The 23,628-nt window shown below is 70.6% G+C and carries 20 protein-coding genes; 8 read left to right on the top strand and 12 right to left on the bottom strand.

Translation table 11 applies throughout. The features are described from left to right. The 4 genes from EU555_RS16710 to EU555_RS16695 form a co-directional block, all read right to left on the bottom strand. Positions 1-1,170, bottom strand: coding sequence for a glutathionylspermidine synthase family protein (locus tag EU555_RS16710; RefSeq protein WP_135416035.1), 1,170 nt, complete (start codon positions 1,168-1,170; stop codon positions 1-3). After that, positions 1,170-1,826 (bottom strand): DUF1190 domain-containing protein, encoded by a 657-nt coding sequence (locus tag EU555_RS16705; protein WP_135416033.1) that lies wholly within the window; start codon positions 1,824-1,826, stop codon positions 1,170-1,172. Before EU555_RS16705 ends, EU555_RS16710 begins: the two co-directional genes overlap by 1 nt. A 12-nt stretch (positions 1,827-1,838) precedes the next feature. Continuing rightward, positions 1,839-2,237: a DUF350 domain-containing protein gene (locus EU555_RS16700; protein ID WP_135416031.1), complete on the bottom strand. Its 399-nt coding sequence runs from the start codon at positions 2,235-2,237 to the stop codon at positions 1,839-1,841. A gap of 161 nt (positions 2,238-2,398) precedes the next feature. Beyond that, a complete protein-coding gene (locus EU555_RS16695; RefSeq protein WP_135416029.1) occupies positions 2,399-3,298 on the bottom strand; it encodes a LysR family transcriptional regulator in 900 nt (299 codons plus the stop codon). Between the two features lie 198 nt (positions 3,299-3,496). On the opposite strand from EU555_RS16695, the gene EU555_RS16690 reads away from it, so the two are divergent. The 7 genes from EU555_RS16690 to EU555_RS16660 all read left to right on the top strand — a co-directional run bounded on the left by EU555_RS16690 (position 3,497) and on the right by EU555_RS16660 (position 13,094). Beyond that, entirely contained in the window at positions 3,497-5,014 is a 1,518-nt protein-coding gene (locus EU555_RS16690; RefSeq protein ID WP_135416168.1) for an ABC transporter substrate-binding protein, read from the top strand. A 7-nt stretch (positions 5,015-5,021) separates the two neighbouring features. After that, positions 5,022-5,936 carry an ABC transporter permease gene (locus EU555_RS16685; RefSeq protein ID WP_135416027.1) on the top strand — a complete coding sequence of 305 codons (915 nt, stop codon included), beginning with the start codon at positions 5,022-5,024 and terminating at the stop codon, positions 5,934-5,936. Continuing rightward, the gene (locus EU555_RS16680; protein ID WP_135416025.1) at positions 5,933-6,850 is read left to right on the top strand and encodes an ABC transporter permease; all 918 of its coding nucleotides are present in this window, start codon (positions 5,933-5,935) and stop codon (positions 6,848-6,850) included. The genes EU555_RS16685 and EU555_RS16680 overlap by 4 nt, the downstream gene beginning before the upstream one ends. Before the next feature lie 272 nt (positions 6,851-7,122). Next, complete coding sequence (locus EU555_RS16675; RefSeq protein WP_135416023.1) at positions 7,123-8,547, top strand: M20 family metallopeptidase; 1,425 nt, start codon at positions 7,123-7,125, stop codon at positions 8,545-8,547. A 255-nt stretch (positions 8,548-8,802) separates the two neighbouring features. Continuing rightward, positions 8,803-10,416 carry an ABC transporter ATP-binding protein gene (locus EU555_RS16670; RefSeq protein ID WP_135416021.1) on the top strand — a complete coding sequence of 538 codons (1,614 nt, stop codon included), beginning with the start codon at positions 8,803-8,805 and terminating at the stop codon, positions 10,414-10,416. A gap of 343 nt (positions 10,417-10,759) precedes the next feature. Further along, on the top strand, positions 10,760-12,004 hold the full coding sequence (locus EU555_RS16665; protein WP_135416019.1) for an aminotransferase-like domain-containing protein: 1,245 nt from the start codon (positions 10,760-10,762) through the stop codon (positions 12,002-12,004). A 109-nt stretch (positions 12,005-12,113) separates the two neighbouring features. Further along, positions 12,114-13,094 carry a catalase family peroxidase gene (locus tag EU555_RS16660; RefSeq protein WP_135416017.1) on the top strand — a complete coding sequence of 327 codons (981 nt, stop codon included), beginning with the start codon at positions 12,114-12,116 and terminating at the stop codon, positions 13,092-13,094. A 207-nt stretch (positions 13,095-13,301) separates the two neighbouring features. On the opposite strand, the gene EU555_RS16655 is transcribed toward EU555_RS16660, so the two are convergent. The 3 genes from EU555_RS16655 to EU555_RS16645 form a co-directional block, all read right to left on the bottom strand. Further along, positions 13,302-14,900: a sodium:solute symporter family transporter gene (locus tag EU555_RS16655; protein WP_135416015.1), complete on the bottom strand. Its 1,599-nt coding sequence runs from the start codon at positions 14,898-14,900 to the stop codon at positions 13,302-13,304. A 15-nt stretch (positions 14,901-14,915) separates the two neighbouring features. Next, on the bottom strand, positions 14,916-15,161 hold the full coding sequence (locus EU555_RS16650; protein WP_245524334.1) for a DUF485 domain-containing protein: 246 nt from the start codon (positions 15,159-15,161) through the stop codon (positions 14,916-14,918). A 68-nt stretch (positions 15,162-15,229) separates the two neighbouring features. Then, positions 15,230-16,393 carry an NADH:flavin oxidoreductase/NADH oxidase gene (locus EU555_RS16645; protein WP_135416011.1) on the bottom strand — a complete coding sequence of 388 codons (1,164 nt, stop codon included), beginning with the start codon at positions 16,391-16,393 and terminating at the stop codon, positions 15,230-15,232. Between the two features lie 312 nt (positions 16,394-16,705). Between EU555_RS16645 and EU555_RS16640 the strand changes: the two genes are divergently transcribed. After that, entirely contained in the window at positions 16,706-17,608 is a 903-nt protein-coding gene (locus EU555_RS16640; protein WP_135416009.1) for a helix-turn-helix domain-containing protein, read from the top strand. Between the two features lie 112 nt (positions 17,609-17,720). Here EU555_RS16640 and EU555_RS16635 read toward each other — a convergent pair whose 3' ends face one another. From EU555_RS16635 to EU555_RS16615, 5 genes are all read right to left on the bottom strand, one after another. Then, positions 17,721-18,272, bottom strand: coding sequence for a hypothetical protein (locus tag EU555_RS16635; RefSeq protein WP_135416007.1), 552 nt, complete (start codon positions 18,270-18,272; stop codon positions 17,721-17,723). 37 nt (positions 18,273-18,309) lie between these two features. Continuing rightward, entirely contained in the window at positions 18,310-19,080 is a 771-nt protein-coding gene (locus EU555_RS16630; protein WP_135416005.1) for a M15 family metallopeptidase, read from the bottom strand. 1,061 nt (positions 19,081-20,141) lie between these two features. After that, complete coding sequence (locus EU555_RS16625; RefSeq protein ID WP_135416003.1) at positions 20,142-20,966, bottom strand: BLUF domain-containing protein; 825 nt, start codon at positions 20,964-20,966, stop codon at positions 20,142-20,144. Next, on the bottom strand, positions 20,963-22,705 hold the full coding sequence (locus EU555_RS16620) for a putative bifunctional diguanylate cyclase/phosphodiesterase (RefSeq protein WP_135416001.1): 1,743 nt from the start codon (positions 22,703-22,705) through the stop codon (positions 20,963-20,965). The genes EU555_RS16625 and EU555_RS16620 overlap by 4 nt, the downstream gene beginning before the upstream one ends. A 322-nt stretch (positions 22,706-23,027) precedes the next feature. Then, complete coding sequence (locus EU555_RS16615; RefSeq protein WP_135415999.1) at positions 23,028-23,621, bottom strand: class I SAM-dependent DNA methyltransferase; 594 nt, start codon at positions 23,619-23,621, stop codon at positions 23,028-23,030. Positions 23,622-23,628: the final 7 nt, after the last annotated feature.

Here is a 23,628-nt window from a genome sequence, read left to right as displayed (position 1 = left end):
TCACGGGTCGATGACGTGCGGCACGAAGCGGGCGCGGTCCGTGGTGATGAGGCCATCGGCCTCGCGCAGGCACAGGCCGGCGGGGACGTCCCCGACGATCCAGCTGCCGATCAGGGCGTACGCCTCGCCGAAGCGCGGCAGGGCGGCGAGGCCCTGGCGGACATAGCCCTCGGCCCCGTACGGACCCTCGCCATAGGCCGCGACGGCGCCGTCGCGCACGATCAGGACGTTGGCGCCCTCGCGGGCGTAGAGCGGCTTCTTGACGAAGCTGTCGCCGAGCGCGGCCTTGGCCGGATCCTCCTCGAAGAAGGCCGGCAGGAGGTTCGGGTGGCCCGGCTCCATCGCCCAGAGATGGGCGAGCATCCCCTTGTTGGAGAGGACCGCCTTCCAGGGCGGCTCCAGGAAGCGGGTGGGCGAGGCGCCGACCGCCCGGCCGAACGGGTCGGCGAACATCCACTCCCACGGATAGAGCTTGAACAGCGCCTCGATCGGGCGGGAGGCCTCGTCGACGAACCACCCGCCGGCGCCGAGCCCGATCGCCTCGACCGGCAGGAACGGCGCGGCGAGGCCGGCCTGGAGCGCGCAATCCTGCAGGTAGGCGACCGTGCCGCGGTCCTCCGGCGCGTCGGGGAAGCTCGCGAAGGCGATGCGGCCCGCACCGGTCGCCGCGGCGATCTCCGTAAAGCGCGCGATCAGCCGCTCGTGCAGCGAATTGTACTGGTCGCAGCCCGCCGGCAGGCGTCCCTGCGCGAGCCCGTCCTCGAGCCAGAGCCACTGGAACACCGCGCTCTCGTAGAGGGCGGTCGGCGTGTCGGCATTGTATTCGAGGAGCTTCGCCGGGCCGGCGCCGCCGTAGCTGAGGTCGAGGCGGCCGTAGAGCGCGGGGTCGCGCCGGCGCCAGCTCGCCCGGATCGCGTCCCAGGCATGCTCGGGGATCCGCAACGAGGCGAGGATCTCGCCATCCGCGATCGCGCGCTCGACGAAGGCGAGGCAGAGCGCGTGGAGCGCGCGGCTCGGCTCCTCGATCTCCGCCTCGATCTCCGCCAGGCTGAAGGCGTAGTAGGCGCTCTCGTCCCAGTACGGCGCGCCGTCGAAGGAGTGGAACTGGAAGCCGGCGCGCGCCGCGTGGTCGCGCCAGTCGGGCCGCTCGGGGATCGCGACGCGGCGCATCAGCCGCCCCCGGATCCGGCCGCGTGCCCGCCACCCGCCGAGGCCATCGCCCGCCCGGTCCCGCCGAAGCCGCCGCGGGCGACGAGGCGCGGCGTCGAGGACGTGGTGTGGGCGACCGAGGCCGGGACGTGGACCCGCGACGCGCCGCCCGCATAGGCGACCCGCCCGCCCCAGCCGGTGCAGTAGCCGCCCATATGCGCGGCCCCCGCATGCCCCTGTCCCTGCTCCTCGGGGGCGTGGGCGTAGAGCGGCTGGACCGCGAGGTTCTGCTCCTCGGTCCGCCCCATCATGAAGGCGGCCATCGCCGGCAGGTACTTGTCCGCGGCCTCCGCCGTCACGCTCACGCCCGGAACGCAGCCGCCGCTGCCGTGGTGGCGCTCGCAATCCGCCAGGGTCTCGTAGCGCGGCGCGGTCGCCGCGTAGGCCGTGCGGGCGGCCCTGTCGGCGTCGGTGCAGGCCTCCGGGCTGCGCAGCCGCTCGGCGATGCAGGCGCCGAGCGTCCCGTAGACGAGCACGTCCTCGTCCTTCTGGGTCGCATCGAGGCGGGCGAGCCCGACGGCCGCGGCGCCCGCGCCGGCGACGAGCACCAGGGAGATCGTGGCCGAGCGCTTGGAGCGGCGGGGAATCTTCGGGGCCTCGGGCGCCGGCTCGCTCATCGGACGATCGCCTCAATAGGTCATCGCGGCGGCATTCACGACGCCGCCGGCGAGGGAGGCGGCCCCGAGCAGGATGGCGGCGGCCGCCCGGTCGTCCTCGATCCGCCGCGACAGGTCCGGCACCGCGAGGCGGACCAGCCAGTAGACCGCGATCTGCACCACCAGGGCGACGAGGCCCCAGACCAAGCAGTCGAGCAGGGAGCGGGCGTTGTAGATCGCCACCGCCAGCGGCAGGGTGAAGCCGAGCAGGCTGCCGCCGAGGGCGACCGACGCGGCCGACACGTCCCGGCGGATCAGCGCGACCTCGTTATGCGCCGTGGCGAGGGTGTAGACCGTCAGGTAGAGGCCGGTCAGCCCCGCCGCGGCGGCGAGATAGAGCAGGAAGTCGGGCAGGCCCGCGATCGAGGTCATCGCGCCGGGATCGCGCCCGGGCCGGCGGACGTCTCGTCAAGCAGAGCGGAGCGCAAGGCGGGTCAAGATCCCTTCCGGCGAGCCGGATCGACCGACTCTGTCCAGTCATCCTCGGCGCGATACGCTCGTCCGTCAAGTGCAGCCGGCAGGTTCGGATCGCTCTAATCTCGCACCGGCGGCAACGCCGCGACGAGCGCGGCCAGGAACGCCTGCACCGCCCGCGGCAGGCGCCGGTCGCGCATGGTCTGGACCTCGATGCCGCGGGCGAGGCTGCGGCGCGACCGGATCGGCAGCGCCCGAAGCTCGCCGCGGGCGACCTGGCCCTGGAGCGCGATCGAGGACACCAGGGTGAGGCCGCGGCTGCGGTGCACGAAGGGCATGAGGGCCGAGAGGACGTTCGCGCTCAGCGCCGGCTCGATCCGGATGCCCTCCTCGGCGCAGGCCGCGTCCAGGATGGTGCGCAGGGTGGTGTCGCGGGGCAGGAGGGCGACCGGGTAGGCGGCGATATCGGCAAGGCCGACGAGGCGTCGCCCCGCCAGCGGATGGTCGGGGGCGCAGAGCGCCACCATGTCGAGGCTGTGGCGGTAGGCCACCGCAATGTCGCCGGAGGGCGCCAGGCTGAAGGTGAGCCCGAGATCGGCGTCGCCCTGGACCACCCGGTGGGTGACCTGGGCCGGCGGCAGCACGGCGAGCTCGAACCGGATGCCCGGGTGGCGGGCGTGGAACTCCGCCACCACGCCCGGCACGAGCTCGATCGCGAAGGCCTCGGTGGTGGCGACGCGCACGAGGCCGCGCCACAACCCTTCGAGCTCGCGGATCTCGGTGACGACCTGCTCGGCGCTCGACAGGACTTGGCGGGCGTGGCCGGCCAGGAGCTCGCCGGCCGGGCTCAAGACCATGCCGCGCGGACGGCGCTCGAACAGCAGGCAGGCGAGCTCGGCCTCGAGGTTGGCGATCTGCCGGCTGATCGCCGAAGGCGCGACGTTGAGCCGGGCGGAGGCCGCCGCGATCGTGCCGTCGCGCGCGACCGCCAGGAAGTAGCGCAACGCCGTCGTCTGCATCGATGCCGCTCTGCCTTGCCGTTTCGGCAACGAAGCTATCGACAAATTCGTCTTGCTGCGATCGGATCTGCGCAACATCCTGGCAGGGTGAAGAATGTGGCAGTGCAGCATGACGGGCCCGGGCGCCCGCGCTGCCCTCGACGAGGCGGAGCCGACATGCCGATACGGATCGACGCGGGCCGGGTGCGGGTGGGGACGATGCGCGGAATGGGCGCGCTCCTCGCGGGCCTCCTCCTCGCCGGCCTCGCCGGCCCGGCGCTTGCGGCCAAGGCCAACGACACCCTGGTCTACGCCTCGGACAGCGAGCCGGAGAACCTGAGCCCCTACCACAACAGCGTGCGCGAGGGCGTGATCCTGGCCCGCAACGTCTGGGACACGCTGATCCACCGCGACCCGAAGACCGGCGAGCACCAGCCGCAGCTCGCCACGGCCTGGACCTGGGTCGACCCGGTGACCCTGGACCTGACGATCCGCGAGGGCGTGACCTTCCACAACGGCGATCCCCTGACGCCCGAGGACGTCGCCTTCACGTTCAACTACGTGCTGACGCCCGAGGCGAAGATCGTCACCAAGGGCAACGTCGACTGGATGAAGGCGACGGAGGTGACCGGCCCGCACAGCGTGCGGATCCACCTCAAGGCCCCGTTCCCGGCCGCCCTCGAATACCTCTCGGGCCCGACCCCGATCTTTCCGGCCGCCTACTTCAAAAAAGTCGGCCTCGACGGCTTCAGCAAGGCGCCGGTCGGCACCGGGCCCTACCGCATCGTCGCCGTCGAGAGCGGCAAGGGCGTCCGGATGGTACGCAACGACAAATACTGGCCGGGCAGCCCGCTCGGGCGGCCGAAGATCGGCAAGCTCGAGTTCCGGGTGATCCCGGACGGCGACAGCCGGATGGCCGAGCTGATGACCGGCGGCGTCGACTGGATCTGGCGCGTGCCGACCGACCAGGCCGAGCAGCTCAAGAACGACCCGACCCTGACCGTGCTCTCCGCCGAGACGATGCGGGTCGGCTTCCTGCAATTCGACGTGCAGGGCCGGGCGATGGAGAACTCGCCGATCAAGGACGCCCGCGTGCGCCGGGCGATCTTTCACGCCATCGACCGCAAGGCGATGGTCGACAACCTGGTGCGCGGCGGCGCCCGGGTGATGAACGCCGCCTGCTTCATCGACCAGTTCGGCTGCACGGACGCGGGCGTGCCGGCTTACGCCTACGACCCGGCCAAGGCGCGCGCGCTCCTCAAGGAAGCGGGCTACCCGAACGGCTTCGAGATCGACCTCGCGGCCTATCGCGAGCGCGACTACGCCGAGGCGGTGATCGGCTACCTGCGCGCCGTCGGCATCCGGGCGAAGCTCAACTACCTGCGCTATGCCGCCTTCCGGGATGCGCTGCGGGGCGGCAAGACCTCGATCGGCTTCCAGACCTGGGGCTCGTTCTCGATCAACGACGTCTCGGCCTTCACCGGCATCTACTTCCGGGGCGGCGAGGAGGACCTCGCCCGCGATCCCGCGGTGATCGCGACACTCCAGGCCGGCGACACCGGCAGCGATCCGGCCGCCCGCAAGGCCAAGTACGCAGAGGCGCTCGCGCGCATCGCCGGTGAGGCCTACGTCGTGCCGATGTTCTCCTACCCGTCGAACTACGCCTTCAGCCGGGACCTCGCCTTCACCGCCCAGGCCGACGAGGTGCCGCGCTTCTACGCGGCGTCGTGGAAGTGAGGGGACGATGCTCGCCTTCGCGCTCCGCCGCATCCTCGTCGCGGTCAGCGTCGCGCTGACCGTCTCGGTCGCGAGCTTCGTGCTGCTGCACCTCTCGGGCGACATCGCCACCGCCATCGCCGGCCCGGAGGCCATCGGCGAGCAGATCGCGGCGATCCGTGCGCAGCACGGGCTCGACCGGCCGCTGATCGTGCAATACGCGGCCTGGGCCTGGCGGGCGCTCCACCTCGATTTCGGGCGCTCGTTCTACTTCCCCGAGCACGTGACCGACCTCGTCGCCGCGCGCATGCCGGTGACCCTGACCCTCGGGGTCATCGCGCTCGCGGTGGCGCTCCTCGTCGCGATCCCCCTCGGGGTGCTGGCGGCGTTCCACCGCGACACCTGGCTCGACCGGGCGGCGCTCGCCGTCTCGGTGCTCGGCCAGGCGATGCCGAGCTTCTGGTTCGGCCTCACCCTGATCCTGATTTTTTCCGTCAACCTGCGCTGGCTGCCGGTCTCCGGCAACGCGACCTGGAAGCACTTCGTGCTGCCGGCGGTCGCGCTCGGCTACTACGCCATGCCGGCGGTGATGCGGCTCACCCGCAACGGCATGCTGGAGGTTTTGTCCTCCGACTACGTCCGCACCGCCCGGGCGAAGGGCTTAGCCCCGCGCAAGATCCTGGTCCGCCATGCGTTGCGCAACGCCGTGATCCCGGTGATCGCCCTCGCCGCCGTCCAGTTCGGCTTCATGCTCGGCGGCTCGATCGTGATCGAGGCGGTCTTCTCGCTCCAGGGCCTCGGCCAGCTCGCCTGGGAATCGATCGCCCGCAACGACTTCCCCGTGGTCCAGGCGATCGTGCTGGTCCTGGCGATGATCTACATCGCCCTGACGCTGGCCGCCGACCTGCTCAACGCCCTCCTGGATCCGCGGCTGCGCACATGACGCCTCGCCCCGCCACCCTCACGCCGGCCCCCGCCGAGGTCGCCCTGCCTCCGGCGCGCTCGCCGGCGGCGATCGCGCTCCGGCGCGGCCTGTCCCACGGCGGCTTCCTGATCGGGGCGGCCATCGTCGGCTTCATCGTGTTGGCGGCGCTGGCCGCCCCGCTCATCGCCCCGCACGATCCCTACGCCCAGGACGTCTCGCGCCGCCTGATCCCGCCCGTCTGGCACGCCAAGGGCGGCGTCGCGCACCTGCTCGGCACCGACAAGCTCGGGCGCGACTACCTCAGCCGCCTGATCTACGGCAGCCAGATCTCGCTGCTGATCGGGCTCTCCGCCGCCCTGATCTCCGGGATCATCGGCACCACCCTCGGGGTGCTGGCGGGCTACTATGGCGGCCGGGTCGACGCGGTGGTGAGCTACGTTGTCACCACGCGGCTGGCGATGCCGGTGGTTCTGGTGGCGCTCGCCATGGCGTCCCTCGTCGGTGGCTCGCTCAAGGTGGTGGTGCTGGTGCTCGGCTTCCTGCTCTGGGACCGGTTCGCGGTGGTCACCCGCGCGGCGACCCGGCAGGTGCGCGCCCAGGACTTCGTGGCCGCCGCCCGCGCCGCGGGCTTCGGCCCGGTGCGGATCCTCGCCCAGGAGATCCTGCCCAACATCCTCAACGCGCTGATCGTGGTGGCGACGCTGGAGATGGCGCACGCGATCCTGCTCGAGGCCGCACTCTCCTTCCTGGGCCTCGGCGTGCAGCCGCCGCTGCCCTCCTGGGGGCTGATGATCGCCGAGGGCAAGCAGTACATGTTCTTCCAGCCCTGGGTCATCACCATCCCGGGCGTGGCGCTCCTGGTCCTGGTGCTCGGCATCAACCTCCTGGGCGACGGGGTGCGGGACATCACGGCGCCGGAGGGGCGGCATTGAGGGATGGCCAGCAGATCCTCGCCTACCTTCCAACCCTGATCCTCATCCTGAGGTGCCGGCGATCGAAGATCGCTCCGCGTCGCGGCCTCGAAGGAGGACTCCAGAGATCTCAGGGCCAACTGGAGCCCTCCTTCGAGGCTCAGCGATCTCCGATCGCCGGCACCTCAGGATGAGGTTCAAGGTGGGACAAAGGAATTCGACCGGGGTTCCGCCCACCCTCGAACAAGCCCGAACATCGTTCCCGTCCCACCCGCGTACAGAAAGTCCTCCCCATGTCGCGACGCGATGCCATCGCGCTGGCCCATCAGCACTACGACGACGGCGGCTTCCTCGCCGTGCTCCGCCGGGCGGTTTCCCTGCCGACCGAGAGCCAGGCCCCCGACCAGGGGCCGCACCTCGCCGCCTACCTCACCGAGTTCGTCGTCCCGCTGGTGTCGCGGCTCGGCTTCGAGACCCGCCTCGTCGACAACCCGAAGCCGGGGCAAGGGCCGTTCCTGATCGCCACCCGGCACGAGGGCGACGACCTGCCGACGATGCTGACCTACGGCCACGGCGACACGGTAAGGAACTACCCCGAGCAGTGGCGCAGCGGCCTGCACCCGCTCGAGGTCGTGGTCGAGGGCGAGCGCTGGTACGGGCGCGGCACCGCCGACAACAAGGGCCAGCACCTGATCAACCTCGGCGCGCTGGACGCCGTGATGCGCGCGCGCGGGGGGACACTCGGCTTCAACGTCACGCTGCTGATCGAGATGGGCGAGGAGGCCGGCTCGCCGGGCCTGCGCGAGGTCTGTCGGGCGGAGGCCTCGGCGCTGAAGTCCGACCTTCTCATCGCCTCCGACGGGCCGCGGATCGAGGCCGCGCGGCCGACGATGTTCCTCGGCTCCCGCGGCGGCTACACCTTCGAGCTGGTGGTCGACCTGCGCGAGGGCGGTCACCACTCGGGCAACTGGGGCGGGCTCCTGCGCAACCCCGGCACCGTGCTGGCGAGCGCCATCGCCAGCCTCGTCGACGGGCAGGGCCGCATCCTCCTCGATGCCCTGCGGCCGCCGCCGATCCCCGAGGGCGTGCGCGCGGCGCTCGCCGACATCACGGTCGGGGGCGACCCGAACGCGCCGGCGATCGATGAGGGCTGGGGCGAGCCGGGCCTGACCCCGGCCGAGCGTGTCTTCGCCTGGAACACCCTGGAAGTGCTGGCCTTCAAGTGCGGCGATCCGGACGGCCCGCAGAACGCCGTGCCGCCCTCCGCCAAGGCGACCCTGCAGCTGCGCTTCGTCGTCGGCACCGACTGGGAGGGCATCCTGCCGGCGCTCCGCCGGCACCTCGACGCCAAGGGCTTTCCGATGGTCGAGGTGCGGGCGACCCGCACCGAGGTCTTCCGCGCCACGCGCCTGCCGGTCGAGGATCCGTGGGTCGCCTTCGCCCTGGCCTCGATCGCCGAGAGCACGGGCAAGCGCCCGGCTTTGCTGCCCAATCTCGGCGGCTCGCTGCCGAACGACGCCTTCTCGGAGATCCTCGGCCTGCCGACGCTCTGGGTGCCGCATTCCTACCCGGCCTGCTCGCAGCACGCCCCGGACGAGCACCTGCTCGGGCCGCAGACCCGCGAGGCGCTGGGGCTGATGGCCGGCCTGTTCTGGGATCTCGGCGAGAGCGGGCCGGCAGTGCTGGCGGCGCGGCGGGCGGCGGGACAGACATCCTGACATCCGAAGCCTGTTGTCCCCCACCCGCGACCTCATCCTGAGGTGCTGGCCGATCACAGATCGCACAGCCTCGAAGGAAGGCTCCAGAAGTCTCAGCGCGATCTGGAGCCCTCCTTCGAGGTCAGTCCATCTCCGATGGACTGACGCCTCAGGATGAGGTCGCAGGCTGGAGAAGCCACACGGCACGCGAACAGGGTCTCAGACAGTTTTCACGTCACGACAGCCGCCCGCCCGGCGGGCACCTGAGGGGCAGCGATGAGCGAACCGGTCGTCCAGATCCGCAACCTGACCCTCGCCCTGCCGGCGGGCGCCGACCGGCCGCACGCGGTCGAGGATCTGAGCCTCGACCTGGTGCCCGGGAAGATCCTCTGCGTCGTCGGCGAATCGGGCTCGGGCAAGTCGATGAGCGCCTACGCGCTCACCGGCCTCCTGCCCCGCGCGCTCCGGATCGCCGGTGGCGAGATCCGGTTCGAGGGCCGCGACCTCCTGCGCCTCGACGAGCGCGCCTGGCGCGAATTGCGCGGCCGGCGGATCGCGATGATCTTCCAGGAGCCGATGACGGCGCTCAACCCCGTGATGCGCATCGGCGACCAGATCGCCGAGATGTTCGAGGCCCACGACCTGCTCACCCAGAAGGAGCGGCGCGAGCGCGCGGTGGCGCTCGCCCGCGAGGTCGGCCTGCCGACGCCAGAGCAGATCGTGAGATCCTATCCGCACCAGCTCTCGGGCGGGCAGCGCCAGCGGGCGATGATCGCCATGGCGCTGGCGCTCGAACCCGCGATCCTCGTCGCCGACGAGCCGACGACGGCGCTGGACGTGACGACCCAGGCCCAGATCCTGAAGCTGATCCGCGACTTGCAGCAGCGCCGCAACATGGCGGTCCTGTTCATCACCCACGATTTCGGCGTGGTGGCGGACATCGCCGACCATGTCGCGGTGCTCCAGCGCGGCCGGCTGGTCGAGTCGGGCCCGGCCGAGGCGGTCCTGCGCTCGCCGCAAGCCGCCTACACGCGGGCGCTCCTCGCCGCGGTGCCGAGCCTGACCCCGCCGCCGCGGGAACCCATCACCGCAGCGCCGGTCGCCCTCTCGGTGGCGAACCTCGCCAAGACCTACGCGACCCGCACCGGCCTGTTCGGCAAGCCGCGGGTGGTGGCGGCGGTGAGGGAGGTCGGCTTCGACCTGCGCCGCGGCGAGACCCTCGGCCTCGTCGGCGAATCGGGCTCGGGCAAGTCGACGACGGCGCGGCTGGCGATCCGCCTGATCGAGCCCGACCGCGGCACGGTGCGCCTCGGCAGCCTCGACTTCACGGCGCTTGGGCCCACGTCTCTGCGCGACGAGCGCCGGCGGATCCAGATGATCTTCCAGGATCCCTTCGCCTCGCTCAATCCCCGCCGCACCGTCGAGCAGATCATCGCCGGCGGCCCGATCGCCCACGGCACGCCGGCCCGCCAGGCGCGAGCCCGGGCGCGCGAGCTCCTCGACCTCGTCGGCCTGCCGCCGAGCGCCGCCGAGCGCTACCCGAACGCCTTCTCGGGCGGCCAGCGCCAGCGCATCGGCATCGCCCGGGCGCTCGCCATGGAGCCCGACGTGCTCGTCGCCGACGAGGCGGTCTCGGCCCTCGACGTCTCGGTCCAGGCGCAGGTGCTGGCGCTCCTGGAGGATCTGAAGCAGCGCCTCGGCATCGCGATGCTGTTCATCACCCACGACCTGCGCGTCGCGGCCACGATCTGCGACCGCATCGCGGTGATGCACCGGGGCGAGATCGTCGAGATGAACCGCACCGAGGCGCTGTTCCGGGCGCCGGAGCATCCCTACACGCGAAGCCTGCTGGCGGCGGTGCCGGGCGCGCTATTCGCCGGGACGGCGTGACGAGCCGATGCGGTTTCGATTTGATCTGTCCCAATATTGATCAGGCGCGGGATCCCCTCTCCCGTGTGGGAGAGGGGTAGGGGTGAGGGTGACACGCTTCAGTATAATGCTGTGAGCGTCGCGCTGGCAGCTCGACGGTTCAGGGTCATTGCGGAAACCGAGCCACCCTCACCCCCGGCCCCTCTCCCACACGGGAGAGGGGGGAGGGGCCCTATCTTTATTCGGGCGGATCGAGCGGAAATCATGTGTGATCGCCCGGATGTTTCGTGCGTCCGGTAAGATCCTCTGAAATTCCCCGGACGCCGCGCCCGGGCACGCCACCCGAACCCCGCGAGCCGACCGCATGGTGCTGCCCTCTCCCCTCCCCGGCCGCCCCGCGACGCGGCCGGCCTTCGCCCGGTGGATGGGCACCACGAACCAGATCACCCGGACCTTCCTCGCCGCCGGCGCGATTCCCGACCTGATCAACGTCGCGGGCGGCCTGCCCGACCCGGAGATCTACCCGACCGATCGGTTGGCCGAGATCGCTCGCCGGGCGGTCGCCGCGCATCCGGACGAGGTCCTGGGCTACGGACCGATCGAGGGGCTGCCGGCCTTGCGCGACGCCCTCGCCCGCCGCTTCAGCGCGCCCGCCCTGCCGCTGACCCGCGACAACGTGCTGGTGACGACCTCCGGCATGCAGGGCCTCGACCTCGTGGGCAAGGTGCTGCTGGACGAGGGCGGGCTGATCGCCGGCCAGTACCCGACCTATCTCGGCGCCCTCGACGCCTGGCGCCCTCGCGCGCCGTCGTTCCGCAACCTCGTGCTCGACGCAGCCGGCTTCGACCCGCACGCGGCGCTCCAAGATGCGCTCATGGGCGCGCAATTCGCCTACGCGGTGCCGAACTTCTCCAATCCCACCGGCCGCCTCGTCGGCCTCGAGACGCGGCAAGCCCTCGTCGCGGCGGCGCACGCGACCGGCACCTGGCTCGTCGAGGACGACCCCTACGGCACCCTGCTCTACGACGGCGCGCCGCTGCCGCGCCTGATCGAATTGTCGGCCGAAGCCGCACCGGGCGAGCCCTATGCCGGCCCGGTCGTCGCCATGGGGACGCTGTCGAAGGAGATCGCGCCGGGCCTGCGCATCGGCTGGATCATCGCGGCGCCCGCGATGATCGAGGCGCTGACGCTCGCCAAGCAGGGCTCCGACCTGTGCACCAGCGGCGTGACGCAGCGCATCGCCCTCGCGGCGATCGAGGACGGGCTCATCGAGGCGATCCGGCCGGCGGTGCTCGCGACCTACCGGGCGCGCCGGGACGCGCTCTGCGCCGCCCTCGCGGAACACCTGTCCGCGTGGTTCGACTGGGAGGTGCCGGTCGGCGGCATGTTCGTCTGGGCGGTCGCTCGGGATCCGGCCCTCGACACCGACGCGCTGCTCCCGCACGCGCTCGCGGCCGGGATCTGCTACGCGCCGAGCAGCGTCTTCGACGCCACCGGGGCGAACCGGCGGGCGATGCGGCTCAACTTCACCCTCAACCGGCCGGAGCGGCTGGCCGAGGGGATGCGGCGCCTCGCGGGGGCGATCACGGCCTTCCGGCGCGCGGCCTGATCCCCTCGGCCACGGACGGGAAACCATCCAGGCACAGTCTGGAATCGGTCTTGCCATAAGGTTGCACGCAATTCAAACTGCCCCTCGGTACTCCCGAGGAAACGTCGTCATGATCCGGTCCCTCTCCCTCCTGGCCAGCGCGGCCGTGCTGGCCTCTCTCGTCGCGCCCTCGCAGGCCGAAGAGGTCGACCCCGGCGCCATCGTGGCCCTGCAATTCGCGGTCAGCGGCGACCACAAGGGCGTGCGGGCGAGCGGCGCCAAGGGCGTCTGCCTCAAGGGCAGCTTCGCGCCGGCGCCCGACGCGGCCGCGCTGTCGAAGGCGCCGCAATTCTCGAAGACCGTGCCGGTCACCGCCCGCTTCTCGATGGGCGGCGGCAACCCGAAGATCTCGGACAAGACCAAGCCGACGACCCGCGGCTTCGCGATGCGGATGACGGATCCGTCCGGCGACCTGACCTTCGTGATCATCTCGGCCCCGGTCTTCTCGACCAGGACCCCGGCGCAGCTCCTGGAAGCCTTGCAGGTCCGCCAGCCGGGGCCGGACGGCAAGCCGGATGCCGAGAAGATCAAGGCCTTCGCGGCCAGGAACCCTGAGACCGGCCGCCAGGCGGCCTGGCTCAACGCCCGCCCGGTGCCGGCGAGCTTCGCGGGCACCGATTACTGGGCGGTGCACGCCTACACGCTGACGAACGCCAAGGGCGACAAGACGACCGCCAAGCTCAAGTTCGTCGCGGCCGACAAGGCGACCCTCTCGGACGACGAGCTGAAGGCCAAGCCCGACAGCTTCTACGCCGACGAGTTGAAGGAGCGGCTGGCCCGAGGCCCGGCGAAGTTCGACCTCGTGGCGATCCTGGCCGAGCCGGGCGACCCGACGACCGACGTCACCGCGACCTGGCCGGAGGACGAGCGCAAGACGAAGACGCTCGGCACCCTGTCGATCACGGCCATCGAGCCCGACGCCACCTGCGACGCCGCCACCTTCGATCCGGTGGTCGACCTGCCCGAGGGCATCGCCGGCCCGGCCGACGACCCGATGTTCGCGATCCGCTCGCCGGCCTACGCGGTGTCGCTGTCGCGGCGCTCGAACTGAGAAGCTGTCCGGCTCGCGAGAGCAGCGCCGCAGTTGCTTTCCTGCCCCACCCGCAACCTCATCCTGAGGTCGCGGATGGGATGGAGATCGATCGATACGGCAAACTGGATCCGGGATGCGCCCCTTCCGGGACGCATCCCTGATCGGGTCTTCGCAGCCGGCACTCCCGACGACGTCCCGCCTTTCCGAGCGAGGCGGGTCGCGGGCTCACCCCGACACCGCCGGCGCCATCGCGGCCGCTGGCGCCCGGCGCCGGTCCATCACCGAGACCGCGACGGCGGTCAGGAAGGCGAGCGGCATCGTCACGATGGTCGGCGGGTCGAGGGGGAAGATCGGGGCCGCGTTGCCCAGCACCTTCACCCAGACCGGCGGACCCAGCACCGTGAGCAGGACCGCGCCGACGAGGCCGGTGACGCCGCCGGCGATCGCCCCGCGGGTGGTGAGCCCGCCCCAGTAGAGGGCCAGGATCAGCAGCGGCAGGGTCGAGCTGCAGCTCACCGCGTAGGCGAGGCTGATCATGTAGGCGACGTTCTGGCTCTGGAAGGCGATGCCGAGCAGGACCGAGAGCAGCCCGAGGCCGACCGTGGCGAGGCGCGAGACCCGGATCTCGCTGCGCTCGGTGGCGCTCTGCCGGCCGAGGATGCGGGCGTAGAGGTCGTGGCTCACCGCCGAGGCGCCGGTCAGCGTCAGCCCCGCCACCACCGCCAGGATCGTCGCGAAGGCGACCGCCGAGACGAGGCCCATCAGGGTGTCGCCGCCGAGCGCGTGGGAGAGGTGGACGGTCGCCATGTTGCCGCCGCCCCGGATCGCCCCCTTGGCGTCGAGATAGGCCGGATCGCCGGCGACGATGGCGAGCGCCCCGAAGCCGATGACGAAGATGAGGGCGAAGAAGCCGCTCTGGCACATCACCGCCCAGAACACCGAGACGCGGGCGGCCCGGGCATCCGGCACGGTGAAGAAGCGCATCAGCACGTGCGGGAGGCCGGCGGTGCCGAGCATCAGGGTCATGCCGAGCGACAGGGATTGCCAGACGCTGCCGGCATAGACCTGCGGCATCATCATGCCCTCGTGCTTCGGGTGCACGGCGATGGCCCGGGCGACGAGCGCGTTGTAGTTGAAGCCGAACGAGGCCAGCACGAGGAGCGAGATCGCGATGCCGGCGCTGAGCAGCAGCACCGCCTTGACGATCTGCACCCAGGTCGTCGCCACCATGCCGCCGAACATCACGTAGCAGATCATCAGGGCGCCGACGAGAATCTGCGCGTAGAGGTAGTCGAGGCCGAACAGGAGGCGGATCAGCTGGCCCGCCCCGACCATCTGGGCGATGAGGTAGAACATCACGATGACGAGGGTCGCGACCGCGGTGAAGATCCGGATCGGCGTCTCGGACAGGCGCGTGGCGAGCACGTCGGCCACCGTGTAGCGCCCGAGCTTGCGCAGGCGCTCGGCCACCAGGAAGACCACGAAGGGCAGGCCCGTCGCGTAGCCGACCGCGAAGATCAGCCCGTCGAAGCCCGAGGCGCAGATGAGGCCGGCAAGCCCGAGGAGCGCGCCAGCCGAGATCATGTCGCCGGCGAGCGCGATGCCGTTCTGGAAGCCGGAGATCTGGCCGCCCGCGGCGTAGAACTGGTCGGCGGAGCTGGCGCGCCGCGCCGCCCACCAGGTGATGCCGAGGGTGGTGAGCACGATGGCGACGAACATCGTCACCGCGGCGGGGTTCATGCCGGCGGCATCGGCCGCAAGCGCCGGGGTGGCGGCGCCCGCCAGCGCGAGGCCGGCGAGGAGGGAGACGAGGGATCCGGGCATGGTGTCGGGCTCCCGTCAGCGCGCGGTGAGGCGGTTGGCGATGAGGACGTAGGTGCCGGTGAGCACCATCGTCGACAGGATGCAGAGGAGCCCGAAGACGGTCGCGACCGTGACCCCCATCCCGGGGGCGATCGGACGGGTCATCGTCTCGGGCGAGGCGATGAAGGTGCCGACGAAGCCGGCATAGATCAGCGTCTGGATCGCCGCCATGATCCAGCCGAGCCGCGCCTGCGGCAGGTCGTCGTTGGCTCCTCGCATCATTGTTCGGTCCATGGACATGGCTCGGCCTCCATCGTTCTTCGGCAAGAAAAGGGGAAATCGATCCGCGGCTACTCGGCCGCCTTCGGGAAATCTTCGGTGCCAGCACCGACCACGCGGCCGAAGCCGTTGTTGACGCGGCTGCGCTGATACTTGTTGAGCCAGGTGCTGAACTGGACCGGCAGCATGTCGTAGGGGCGCTCCTCGCCGAGCACCATCGCGGCGTAGACCGGCCAGTGCGGGTTGGCGAGCATCGGCCGGCCGAGCATCACGAGGTCGATCTTCCCCTCCCGCACGATCGCGTCGGCGAAGACCGGGTCGGCAAGGTTCCAGTTGGCGGCGGTCAGTACGCCCGCCGCCTCGCGGATGCGCTGGGCCGCTGGGACCATGAAGCCCTCCTCGTCCCACGGGGTCTGGGCCCGGCCGGAATTGCCGCCGAACGACACGTCGACGAGGTCGAGGCCGCGGGGCGCGAGCAGCCGGGCGAGCTCGACCGACTCGTCGAGGGTCTGGCCGCCGGGGACGAACTCGGTGACGCCGAAGCGCATCGAGAGCGGAAGCCGCTCGGGCCATTCCGCCCGCACCGCCGCGAACACCTCGACGAGGAGCCGGCTGCGGCCGGAAAAATCGCCGCCGTACTCGTCCGTGCGGCGGTTGGCGAGCGGCGAGAAGAAGCTCGAGAGCAGGAAGCCGTGGGCGCAGTGGATCTCGAGCCACTGGAAGCCGGCCTCGCGCGCCCGGCGCGCGGCCTCGGCGTAGTGGCGCACCACGGTGCGGATGTCGTCGTGAGTCATCGCGCGCGGCACCCGCGGCATGATCCCCCCGAAGGCGTCGGCGGAGGGGCCGATCACCTCCCAGGCATCGGGATGGTCCTCCGGCAGGTGCCCGCCGCCGCACCACGGCGGCTCGACGCAGCCGCGCCGGCCGGTATGGCCGAGCTGGATACCCGGGACGGAGCCCACCGAGGACACGAAGCGGGCGATGCGGGCGAGCGCCTCTCCCTGCTCGTCATTCCAGATCCCGGCGCAGTGGGTCGACATGCGCCCCTCCGGCGCCACCGCCGCCTGCTCGACCACCACGAGCGCGGCGCCGCCCGCCGCCTTCGAGCCCAGATGCGCCAGGTGCCAGTCGGTGACGAGGCCGTCCGGCGACGAGAACTGCGTCATCGGCGACACCGCGATCCGGTTGCGCAACGTCACGTCGCGGACCCGGAGCTCGCTGAAGAGAGAGGACATCTCGGTTGGGTCTCCACACCCGCACGCCTGCCCAAGCTTCTGCCGGACAACCGTGCGATCTGCCCGAAAATCGATCGATCTAGACGAGAAACGAGCACCCGATTGCCTGCTTCTCTACCAGCGATGACTTGCTCAGGCGGAAGACTGCCCGTACCCTGCCGAGGCGTTCTTCCAAAATCCCGCCGTCCTCGATCAAAATCCGGCCAAGCGAAGCGCAGCCAGACGGAAGCCTGCCAAGCGGAAGCCGGTCGGGGATCAGCGAAGCGAGGGGGGCGGGACAGGCCGGGAGGCGAGGCACCGGGACCTGAGACCATGTCGCTCACCACGATGCAGGCGCGGGACATCGGCGCCTGGCCGAAGAACGTCGCGCTCGCCCGCAGCACCGGGCGGGGCTGGCGCCACATCCACGCGCAGCACGTCGCCGTGGAGCCGTGGACCGGCACGCTCGATCCGGTCGGCAATCCCTGCCTGGGCTACTGCGTCAACCGCCCGGCGCAGATCCGCCGGCGCATCGGCCGGGGCGGGCCGGCCGAGAGCAGCACGCTGCGCCCGCGCCAGTTCCACCTGATCCCGGCCCACGACGAGAGCGAGTGGCAGCGCCGCGGCCGCTCCGAGATGCTGGCGATGCATCTCGACCAGGGCCTGATCGACGACACTGCGCGCCGGATGTGGAGCGCCTCCGTCAGCCGGGTCGAGCTCGAGGTGCCGCTCGGCACCGCCGACCCGCTCCTCGAGCAGCTGGCGCTCGCGATCCTCGAGATGATGCGGGAGGCGCCTGATCCTTCCGCGAGCCTCTACGTGGACGAACTCGTCCACGCCATGGTGGTGCGCCTGGTGCGGAGCTACACGGCGCAGGGCCGCTCGTCGCGGGCAGGGCCGGATTCGGCGCTGCCGGAGCGGGCGGATCTCGGCCGCGTGCGCGATCTCGTCGAGGCGCGCCTCGCCGAGGATCTCTCGCTCGAGACCCTCGCCGACGCGATCGGCGCGTCGCCGCGCTCGCTGTCGCGCGCCGTCCTGCAGCACTGGGGCACCACGGTGCACCAGTACGTGCTGTCGCGGCGCCTCGAGCGGGCGAAGACGATGCTGCGCGCGACCGACCACACCATCACGTCGATCGCGCTCGATACCGGCTTCTCGAGCCAGAGCCACCTGGCGACGGCCTTCCGCAAGCTCACAGGAGTGACGCCGAAGGCATTCCGGCTGGGCGGGCGGTGAGGCACCGGCACGGCCGGTCTCCACCATCATCCGACGGCGAACCGGCGCGATCACTCATGGCAGCGATCAAAGAAAAGTCACCGTCAGTGTCAATGACCGACGTGCGGGGGCGTCATTTTCCGCTCGGCACATCGTCGATGACGACCCAGGAGTTGGCGATCGGATGCCCATTATAATGCGGGAACCGACTCCCGCAATATGACTTCAAGTCGTCGATCACGGCGATGACCCGGGTTCGACTGTCGACGAACGGGATATCGGTGCTGCCGGACGCCAGGGCGCTCGTCAGGTTGATGCAACCGACGCTGGCCAGAAATCCGTGCCCGGGATGGACCAGAATCTCCGTGCGGTTGCCGGTCTCGAGCAGTTCGAGGCCGGGCTTCGGCGTCTGGTCAGGGTCGCTGCTGACGAGGTAGCCGAGGGTGACGTAGTGCGAGCCGTTCTGGGTCGCCAGGGGGTAGCGGCCGGCCTCGACGCAGCGGCCGTTGCCGCGGACGGCGTTGTCCCCGGGCCCCTTGGTCTCGACGGAGGTCCCGCTGAGAGGGGCCTGCGCCGTTCCGTCGTGGTAGACCTGATAGCTTCCGACCGTCCGCTTTCGCCCATGTCGACTTTGCTCGCCCTGTCTCCTGATGTGCAATTCCCAGCCATTGCCCGAGATCGGCATCGCCCAACTCCTCGCCCGACGATCAAAGACGTCTCACCTACGCGATACCCGGCACCTTGAACGTGTTGTCGGCGACGGCCTGCGCGGCGTCAGCAGGACGGTATTCCCAGTGCCACGGCTCGCCGCTCACGGTCCGCACGAAGCCGTGATCCGGCGCATGGCGCGTCAACCAGTCGTAGACCGGATGTCCGGCCGCCCCGGCCACCGGAATGTCGAATGCGATGCCGCTCTGGTGGTTCGAACTTCCAGGTTTTGCCGCCTTGTTGTATCCGGGCAGATGATGCTGGAAGCCGTCGTACAGGATCTTCTGTTCGGCATAGGATCGGAACGCGCTGTTGATCGCGACCGACACGCCGTCTGCCCGCGCCGCATCGACGAGCCGGACATAGGCGTCGAGGGTCTCGAGCGCGATGCGCTCGACATGCAGGCTGACGTCGACGATCGACACGAGCGTCTTCTGGCCAATATATTTGCCCCTCGACCAAGCGGCGTTGGGCCCGTAGCGGCTCGCGCCGGCCTCGGGGGCGACCTCACCGAGCGTCTCGTTGACGAAGCGGCCCTCGAGGTTGCGGGTGGAGGTCCATCCCACCGGAGTACCGTTCAGGATCGCATGCCCGAAGATCAGCTGGCCGTTGCTCCCCGTCGGGACGACGCGCACGGCATCGATCCGGATGTGGCTGCCTTGCGGAATCCGCTTGAAATCGCCGCCCTGCATTTCATACGCCATGAGGTTGTCCTCACGGCGAATGCGGCAATCCGCATCGGCGACCACGAAGTCCTTGTCGAGGTAACTCTCCGTCGCACTCATCGTCACCGCTCCACGTCGCAATCCGCGTGATCGTCCTCGATCGAGAGCATGGGACCGGACTTGAGGATGTTACCGAATGCGCGTCGTCCCCCGGCGCCGGACCGGTCAGCAGGACCGCGGCGGCACGCGCAACGACGTCACCCGGACATCCCACTCTGGCAGATCGCAACCCGGCCTGTCGCCGACATGAACACAGAGCATCGTCACACGCTTTTCATGCCTTTAGACATCGGCAGCTTAGATATCTTGAAGGCGCAAGACAGAAAGATGTCATTCTTGGATTTCACCGACCGCTGGCACCAAAACATCCACGTCTTGAATCGCGTTTTCGACCGCATCAAATCTTAATTCAAACAATCACATTTCGTCAAGCAATGCAACATTGATGTTTCGATATTCATGGCAACGATCGACCGGAACGTCATGACTGGCGCTCTCATCAGTATCTTAGAATTTTCACCGGCACACTGCCCAGCATCAGAATATCGATAAATACGGTAATTGCTCTGACAGGTTAGTATTCCTGGACCAACGGATTGGCGAAACGAGCCAAAAAGCGCAAAATCGATCGGCCTATCTTCTGGCTCGCGGAGGCAAATTTATCTTTATAAAATAGAGAATTTATTGTAATTTTATTTATAAATAACAATTTATTTAGGTTTACGGAAGTAAATCTTTACAAATCGGATTAACATCGACCAATTCTCAAATCGGCGGTCAGTTTACAATGCGATTCTGTTCGACTTGCGGCGCCCGCTGCGCCAATACAGGCGCTCCTGCCCGCGACTGGGTCCAACAGGGATCGACGCTCGCCACCGCATCGCCGGACGATGCCGCCGCGCACGCGTGCGATCATCATACCCGGCAGGTGTAGGCGAGGTTGCGAGAGGATTGCGATGCTGCAATCTGCTCGAGCATCCTCTCCTCGTCACACCGTCAAAGCGTCCGGCTGCGGTCTCCGCGAGGAACAGGCAGAAGAGAAAACGCCGTCGAGCGCCGGCGATCGTCTCGCCGGCGCTCGACGGCCAATCGGGACCTGGGCGGGATGTCGGGTCGCGACGTCAGGCAACGGACCGCTCGGAGGCCCGGGTCTCGCGCGGCTCTCGCGTCGCCCCACGCCGCACGGCCTCGGCGTCCCCGCACACCACCGCGGCAAGCATGCGGGCGCGCTCGGCCCAGTGGTCGCGCTCGGCGCGCAGGGCCTCCAGCCGGTCGCGGCTCACGGCCAGGGCGACCTGAAGCTCGTCGACCTCGGCCGACAGGGCGTGGGCCCGCTCGCGCTCGCGGGCGAGCGCGGTCCTGAGGACCGCGAGCGCCGCGGAGCCCGACTCCGCGGCGGGAACCTCCGTCGGGGCCGGGCGCGGGGGCGGAGCCACGGCGTCCGGGGCCGGCGCCGCAGCGTCCGCGGGCGCGACCGGGCGGGGTCCGGCCGGCAGCGGCGAGACCGCGGTCGGCGCGCCCTCCTCCTCCCGCACCAGGCCGTGCAGCATGGCGAACACCCCGTCGCCGTCGAGGCGGGAGAGGTCGAAGCCGCTCTCGGCGGCGAGCCCGCACCACAGGGCCTGGCCGCGGGCGGACTGGCCGACGAAGGCCATCGACCAGTCCGGGAAGCCGCGCTCCTCGATCGGGCTGCATTGCAGCACCGTGACGTCGCCGTGCCGCTCGTCGCGCTGGATGCGCTCGAAGGTGTCCTCCACGCCGGCGCGCGGCCCCTCGAGCACCTGCGCGAAGGCGCCGCCGTTGAACATCAGCGCGCCGGTGACCCCGGCCGCGCGGTTGTTGGCCTGGGAGGTCGCGAGGATCTGGCGCACCGCCGCCGTGACCTCGGGGTCGGGGCCCTGGAGCAGGTTCTTGCTGGCATAGACCAGGCGGTAGAGGTCGCTCATCGCGGGGCTCCGGTGAGGGTGGGGGCGGAGAGGAGGCGCAGGAGGTCGTCGGCCGGCAGCGGCCTGCTGATGAGGTAGCCCTGGACGTCGGTGCAGCCCTCGGCCCGGATGCGCCGCAGCTGCTCGGGCGTCTCGACGCCCTCCGCCACCGTGGTCATGCCGAGGCTGCGGCCGAGGCCGGCGATGGCCCGGATGATCGCCTCGCCGTCGGCCCTGGCGCCCGACTCCGTCTCGGCGCAGAGGCCGGTGACGAACGAGCGGTCGATCTTGATCTTGTCGAACGGGAAGGCGCGCAGGTAGCTCAGGGACGAGTAGCCGGTGCCGAAATCGTCCATCGAGACCCGCACGCCGAGCGCCCGCAGGCGGTGGAGCGTGTGCAGGGTCCTGTCGTTGTCCTGCAGCAGCACGCCCTCGGTGATCTCGACCTCGAGCCGCGCGGCCGGAAGATCGGCATTGGCGAGCGCCGACACGATGGTCTCGACGAGGCGGTCGCTCGTGAACTGGGCCGGCGAGACGTTCACCGCCACGGTGAGCGGCCGGGGCCAGGAGGCGGCGTCGCGGCAGGCCTGGCGGATCACCCACTCGCCGATCGGCACGATGAGGCCGATTTCCTCGGCGAGCGGGATGAAGTCGACCGGCGGGACGAGCCCGCGCTCCGGATGGTGCCAGCGGATCAGCGCCTCGCAGCCGACGAGGCGCTCGTCCGCGAGATTGAGCTGCGGCTGGTAGTGGAGCTTGAACTCGCGCCGGGCGAGCGCCTGGCGCATGTCGAGTTCGAGGCGCCGGCGCGCCTGCATGCGGGCGTCCATGGCCGGCTCGAAGAACCGAAAAATGCCCCGGCCGTCGAGCTTGGCGCGGTAGAGGGCGAGGTCGGCGTTCTTCAGGAGCCGGTCGGCCTCCTGGCCGTCCGCCGGCGCGACGGCGACGCCGACGCTCGCCCCGATGGAGAGCAGCTGGCCCTCCACCATGTAGGTGCGGCCCACGAGGTCGACGACGCGGCGGGCCAGCGCCTGGGCCTCGTCGGGCTCGGCGACGCCGGCCTGCAGCACCACGAACTCGTCGCCGCCGATCCGCGCGACCGTGTCGCCGGCCCGGACCATCGAGCGCAGGCGGTCGGCCACCTTCTGCAGCAGCGCGTCGCCGACGGGATGGCCGAGGGTGTCGTTGACCGGCTTGAACCGGTCGAGATCGACGAGCAGCACGGCGCAGCCCTCGCCGGTGCGCTGGAGGCGCAGGAGGGCGGCGTCGAGGTGCTCGCGCAGCTGCAGGCGATTCGGCAGCCCGGTCAGGGGATCGAGGCGGGCGAGTTCGAGGGCCCGGGCCTCCGCGGCCCGGCGGGCGCTGACGTCCTCGAGCACCAGCGCGACGCCCTCGCCCGGGACCGGGTGCAGCTCGACCTCGACGGTGTGGCCGCCCAGCGCCACCGCGAACGCGCCCTCGCCCCGCAAGCGGGCCACGACCTCCCGCACGCCCAGCCCCGAGCCCGCGCAGGCGAGGCGCAGGAGCCCGCGCAGCGACGGCGCGCCGGCGAGGCCGAGACGCTGCAGGAGCGCGCGGGCCGGCCCGGTGCAGAGCGCGACGCGCCCGAGGGGATCGATCAGCAGGAAGCCGTGCCGGACGGCGTCGATGCAGCGGGCGAGCCGCACCGAGGCGGCCGGGCCCGGCGCGACGGGATCGCCCGCGCGGGCGGGCCCGGAGCCCGGGCGGGGCTCCGGAACGAGGCGCAACTCGGCAGACATGGGGTTCTTCGGGCTCCGCGCAGGGTGCCGGCTCGGCGCATCCGGCACTGGATAGGACTATATGCCTGCACTTAAGGCTTCGTCTCTTTGGCGGCAGATCAGGCAGCTTTCAGGTCAGATCTCATGCCGGCCGGGTGCGATGCCGACGCGCTCGCCAGCGCATTCGAGTGTAACGATGCAAAGTTCGACAGGCTCCACTGCTGTCATGTCGGATGGATAACGGAAGGTTTTCAGGGCGAATGCGACTGCGTCCGGCCAGAGGCGTGGGGAGCACTCAGCCGCAGGCGCCTGCTGTCGCGAGCCTTCCTCGGGCGGGGCGCGCCTACACGCCGTCCCGACCGCGCAGCACGTCCAGCCGGTACGACCCGGTCCGGATCTGCCGGTCGACCGCGAGGTGGTCGCGGGTCGCGCGGAGAAAGAGGTCGGCGGCCTCGTCGCCGCTCAGGGGATAGTCCGTCTCGCCGGTCCAGTGGACCAGGACGACGTCGCCGCCGGGCTCAAGGCTGGTGCGGACGCGGCCCGCCAGGCGGGCGACGTCGCCGGCATCGAGGTAGTAGACGACCTCCGACAGAAGGATCAGGTCGAAGGTGCCGTCCGGCCACTCGCCCGGCACCTGGGCGCGCAGGAAGCGGAGACCCGGAAGGGCGCGGCCACGCTCACGCGCCTGGGCCAGGGCGCCCTCGGCGACGTCGAGGGCGAGGAGCGCGTCGCAGCGGGGGCCGAGTGCGGCGGTCAGCACCCCGATCGAGCAGCCGACCTCGAGCGCGGAGGCGTAACGCGGGCGCGGCAGCGCCGCGAGGGTGGCGGCGTACTTGTCGCGCTCGTAGGGGCTGTCGGCGAAGTTCCAGGGATCGGGATCGGCGGCGTAGCGCGCGTCGAAGTAGCCGGGGGGCAGCGAGGTCGCGTGGCGGGTCATCGGGACG

Origin of the sequence: Methylobacterium nonmethylotrophicum, from assembly GCF_004745635.1 — a bacterium.
Lineage (GTDB): Bacteria > Pseudomonadota > Alphaproteobacteria > Rhizobiales > Beijerinckiaceae > Methylobacterium > Methylobacterium nonmethylotrophicum.
This window is presented reverse-complemented; position numbering and strand designations above follow the sequence as displayed.

Excerpts from the sequence above, each read along its gene's own strand:
- EU555_RS16710 (WP_135416035.1), bottom strand. The coding sequence starts at position 1,170 with ATGCGCCGCGTCGCGATCCCCGAGCGGCCCGACTGGCGCGACCACGCG.
- EU555_RS16705 (WP_135416033.1), bottom strand. The coding sequence starts at position 1,826 with ATGAGCGAGCCGGCGCCCGAGGCCCCGAAGATTCCCCGCCGCTCCAAG.
- EU555_RS16700 (WP_135416031.1), bottom strand. The coding sequence starts at position 2,237 with ATGACCTCGATCGCGGGCCTGCCCGACTTCCTGCTCTATCTCGCCGCC.
- EU555_RS16695 (WP_135416029.1), bottom strand. The coding sequence starts at position 3,298 with ATGCAGACGACGGCGTTGCGCTACTTCCTGGCGGTCGCGCGCGACGGC.
- EU555_RS16690 (WP_135416168.1), top strand. The coding sequence starts at position 3,497 with ATGCGCGGAATGGGCGCGCTCCTCGCGGGCCTCCTCCTCGCCGGCCTC.
- EU555_RS16685 (WP_135416027.1), top strand. The coding sequence starts at position 5,022 with ATGCTCGCCTTCGCGCTCCGCCGCATCCTCGTCGCGGTCAGCGTCGCG.
- EU555_RS16680 (WP_135416025.1), top strand. The coding sequence starts at position 5,933 with ATGACGCCTCGCCCCGCCACCCTCACGCCGGCCCCCGCCGAGGTCGCC.
- EU555_RS16675 (WP_135416023.1), top strand. The coding sequence starts at position 7,123 with ATGTCGCGACGCGATGCCATCGCGCTGGCCCATCAGCACTACGACGAC.
- EU555_RS16670 (WP_135416021.1), top strand. The coding sequence starts at position 8,803 with ATGAGCGAACCGGTCGTCCAGATCCGCAACCTGACCCTCGCCCTGCCG.
- EU555_RS16665 (WP_135416019.1), top strand. The coding sequence starts at position 10,760 with ATGGTGCTGCCCTCTCCCCTCCCCGGCCGCCCCGCGACGCGGCCGGCC.
- EU555_RS16660 (WP_135416017.1), top strand. The coding sequence starts at position 12,114 with ATGATCCGGTCCCTCTCCCTCCTGGCCAGCGCGGCCGTGCTGGCCTCT.
- EU555_RS16655 (WP_135416015.1), bottom strand. The coding sequence starts at position 14,900 with ATGCCCGGATCCCTCGTCTCCCTCCTCGCCGGCCTCGCGCTGGCGGGC.
- EU555_RS16650 (WP_245524334.1), bottom strand. The coding sequence starts at position 15,161 with ATGATGCGAGGAGCCAACGACGACCTGCCGCAGGCGCGGCTCGGCTGG.
- EU555_RS16645 (WP_135416011.1), bottom strand. The coding sequence starts at position 16,393 with ATGTCCTCTCTCTTCAGCGAGCTCCGGGTCCGCGACGTGACGTTGCGC.
- EU555_RS16640 (WP_135416009.1), top strand. The coding sequence starts at position 16,706 with ATGTCGCTCACCACGATGCAGGCGCGGGACATCGGCGCCTGGCCGAAG.
- EU555_RS16635 (WP_135416007.1), bottom strand. The coding sequence starts at position 18,272 with ATGCCGATCTCGGGCAATGGCTGGGAATTGCACATCAGGAGACAGGGC.
- EU555_RS16630 (WP_135416005.1), bottom strand. The coding sequence starts at position 19,080 with ATGAGTGCGACGGAGAGTTACCTCGACAAGGACTTCGTGGTCGCCGAT.
- EU555_RS16625 (WP_135416003.1), bottom strand. The coding sequence starts at position 20,966 with ATGAGCGACCTCTACCGCCTGGTCTATGCCAGCAAGAACCTGCTCCAG.
- EU555_RS16620 (WP_135416001.1), bottom strand. The coding sequence starts at position 22,705 with ATGTCTGCCGAGTTGCGCCTCGTTCCGGAGCCCCGCCCGGGCTCCGGG.
- EU555_RS16615 (WP_135415999.1), bottom strand. The coding sequence starts at position 23,621 with ATGACCCGCCACGCGACCTCGCTGCCCCCCGGCTACTTCGACGCGCGC.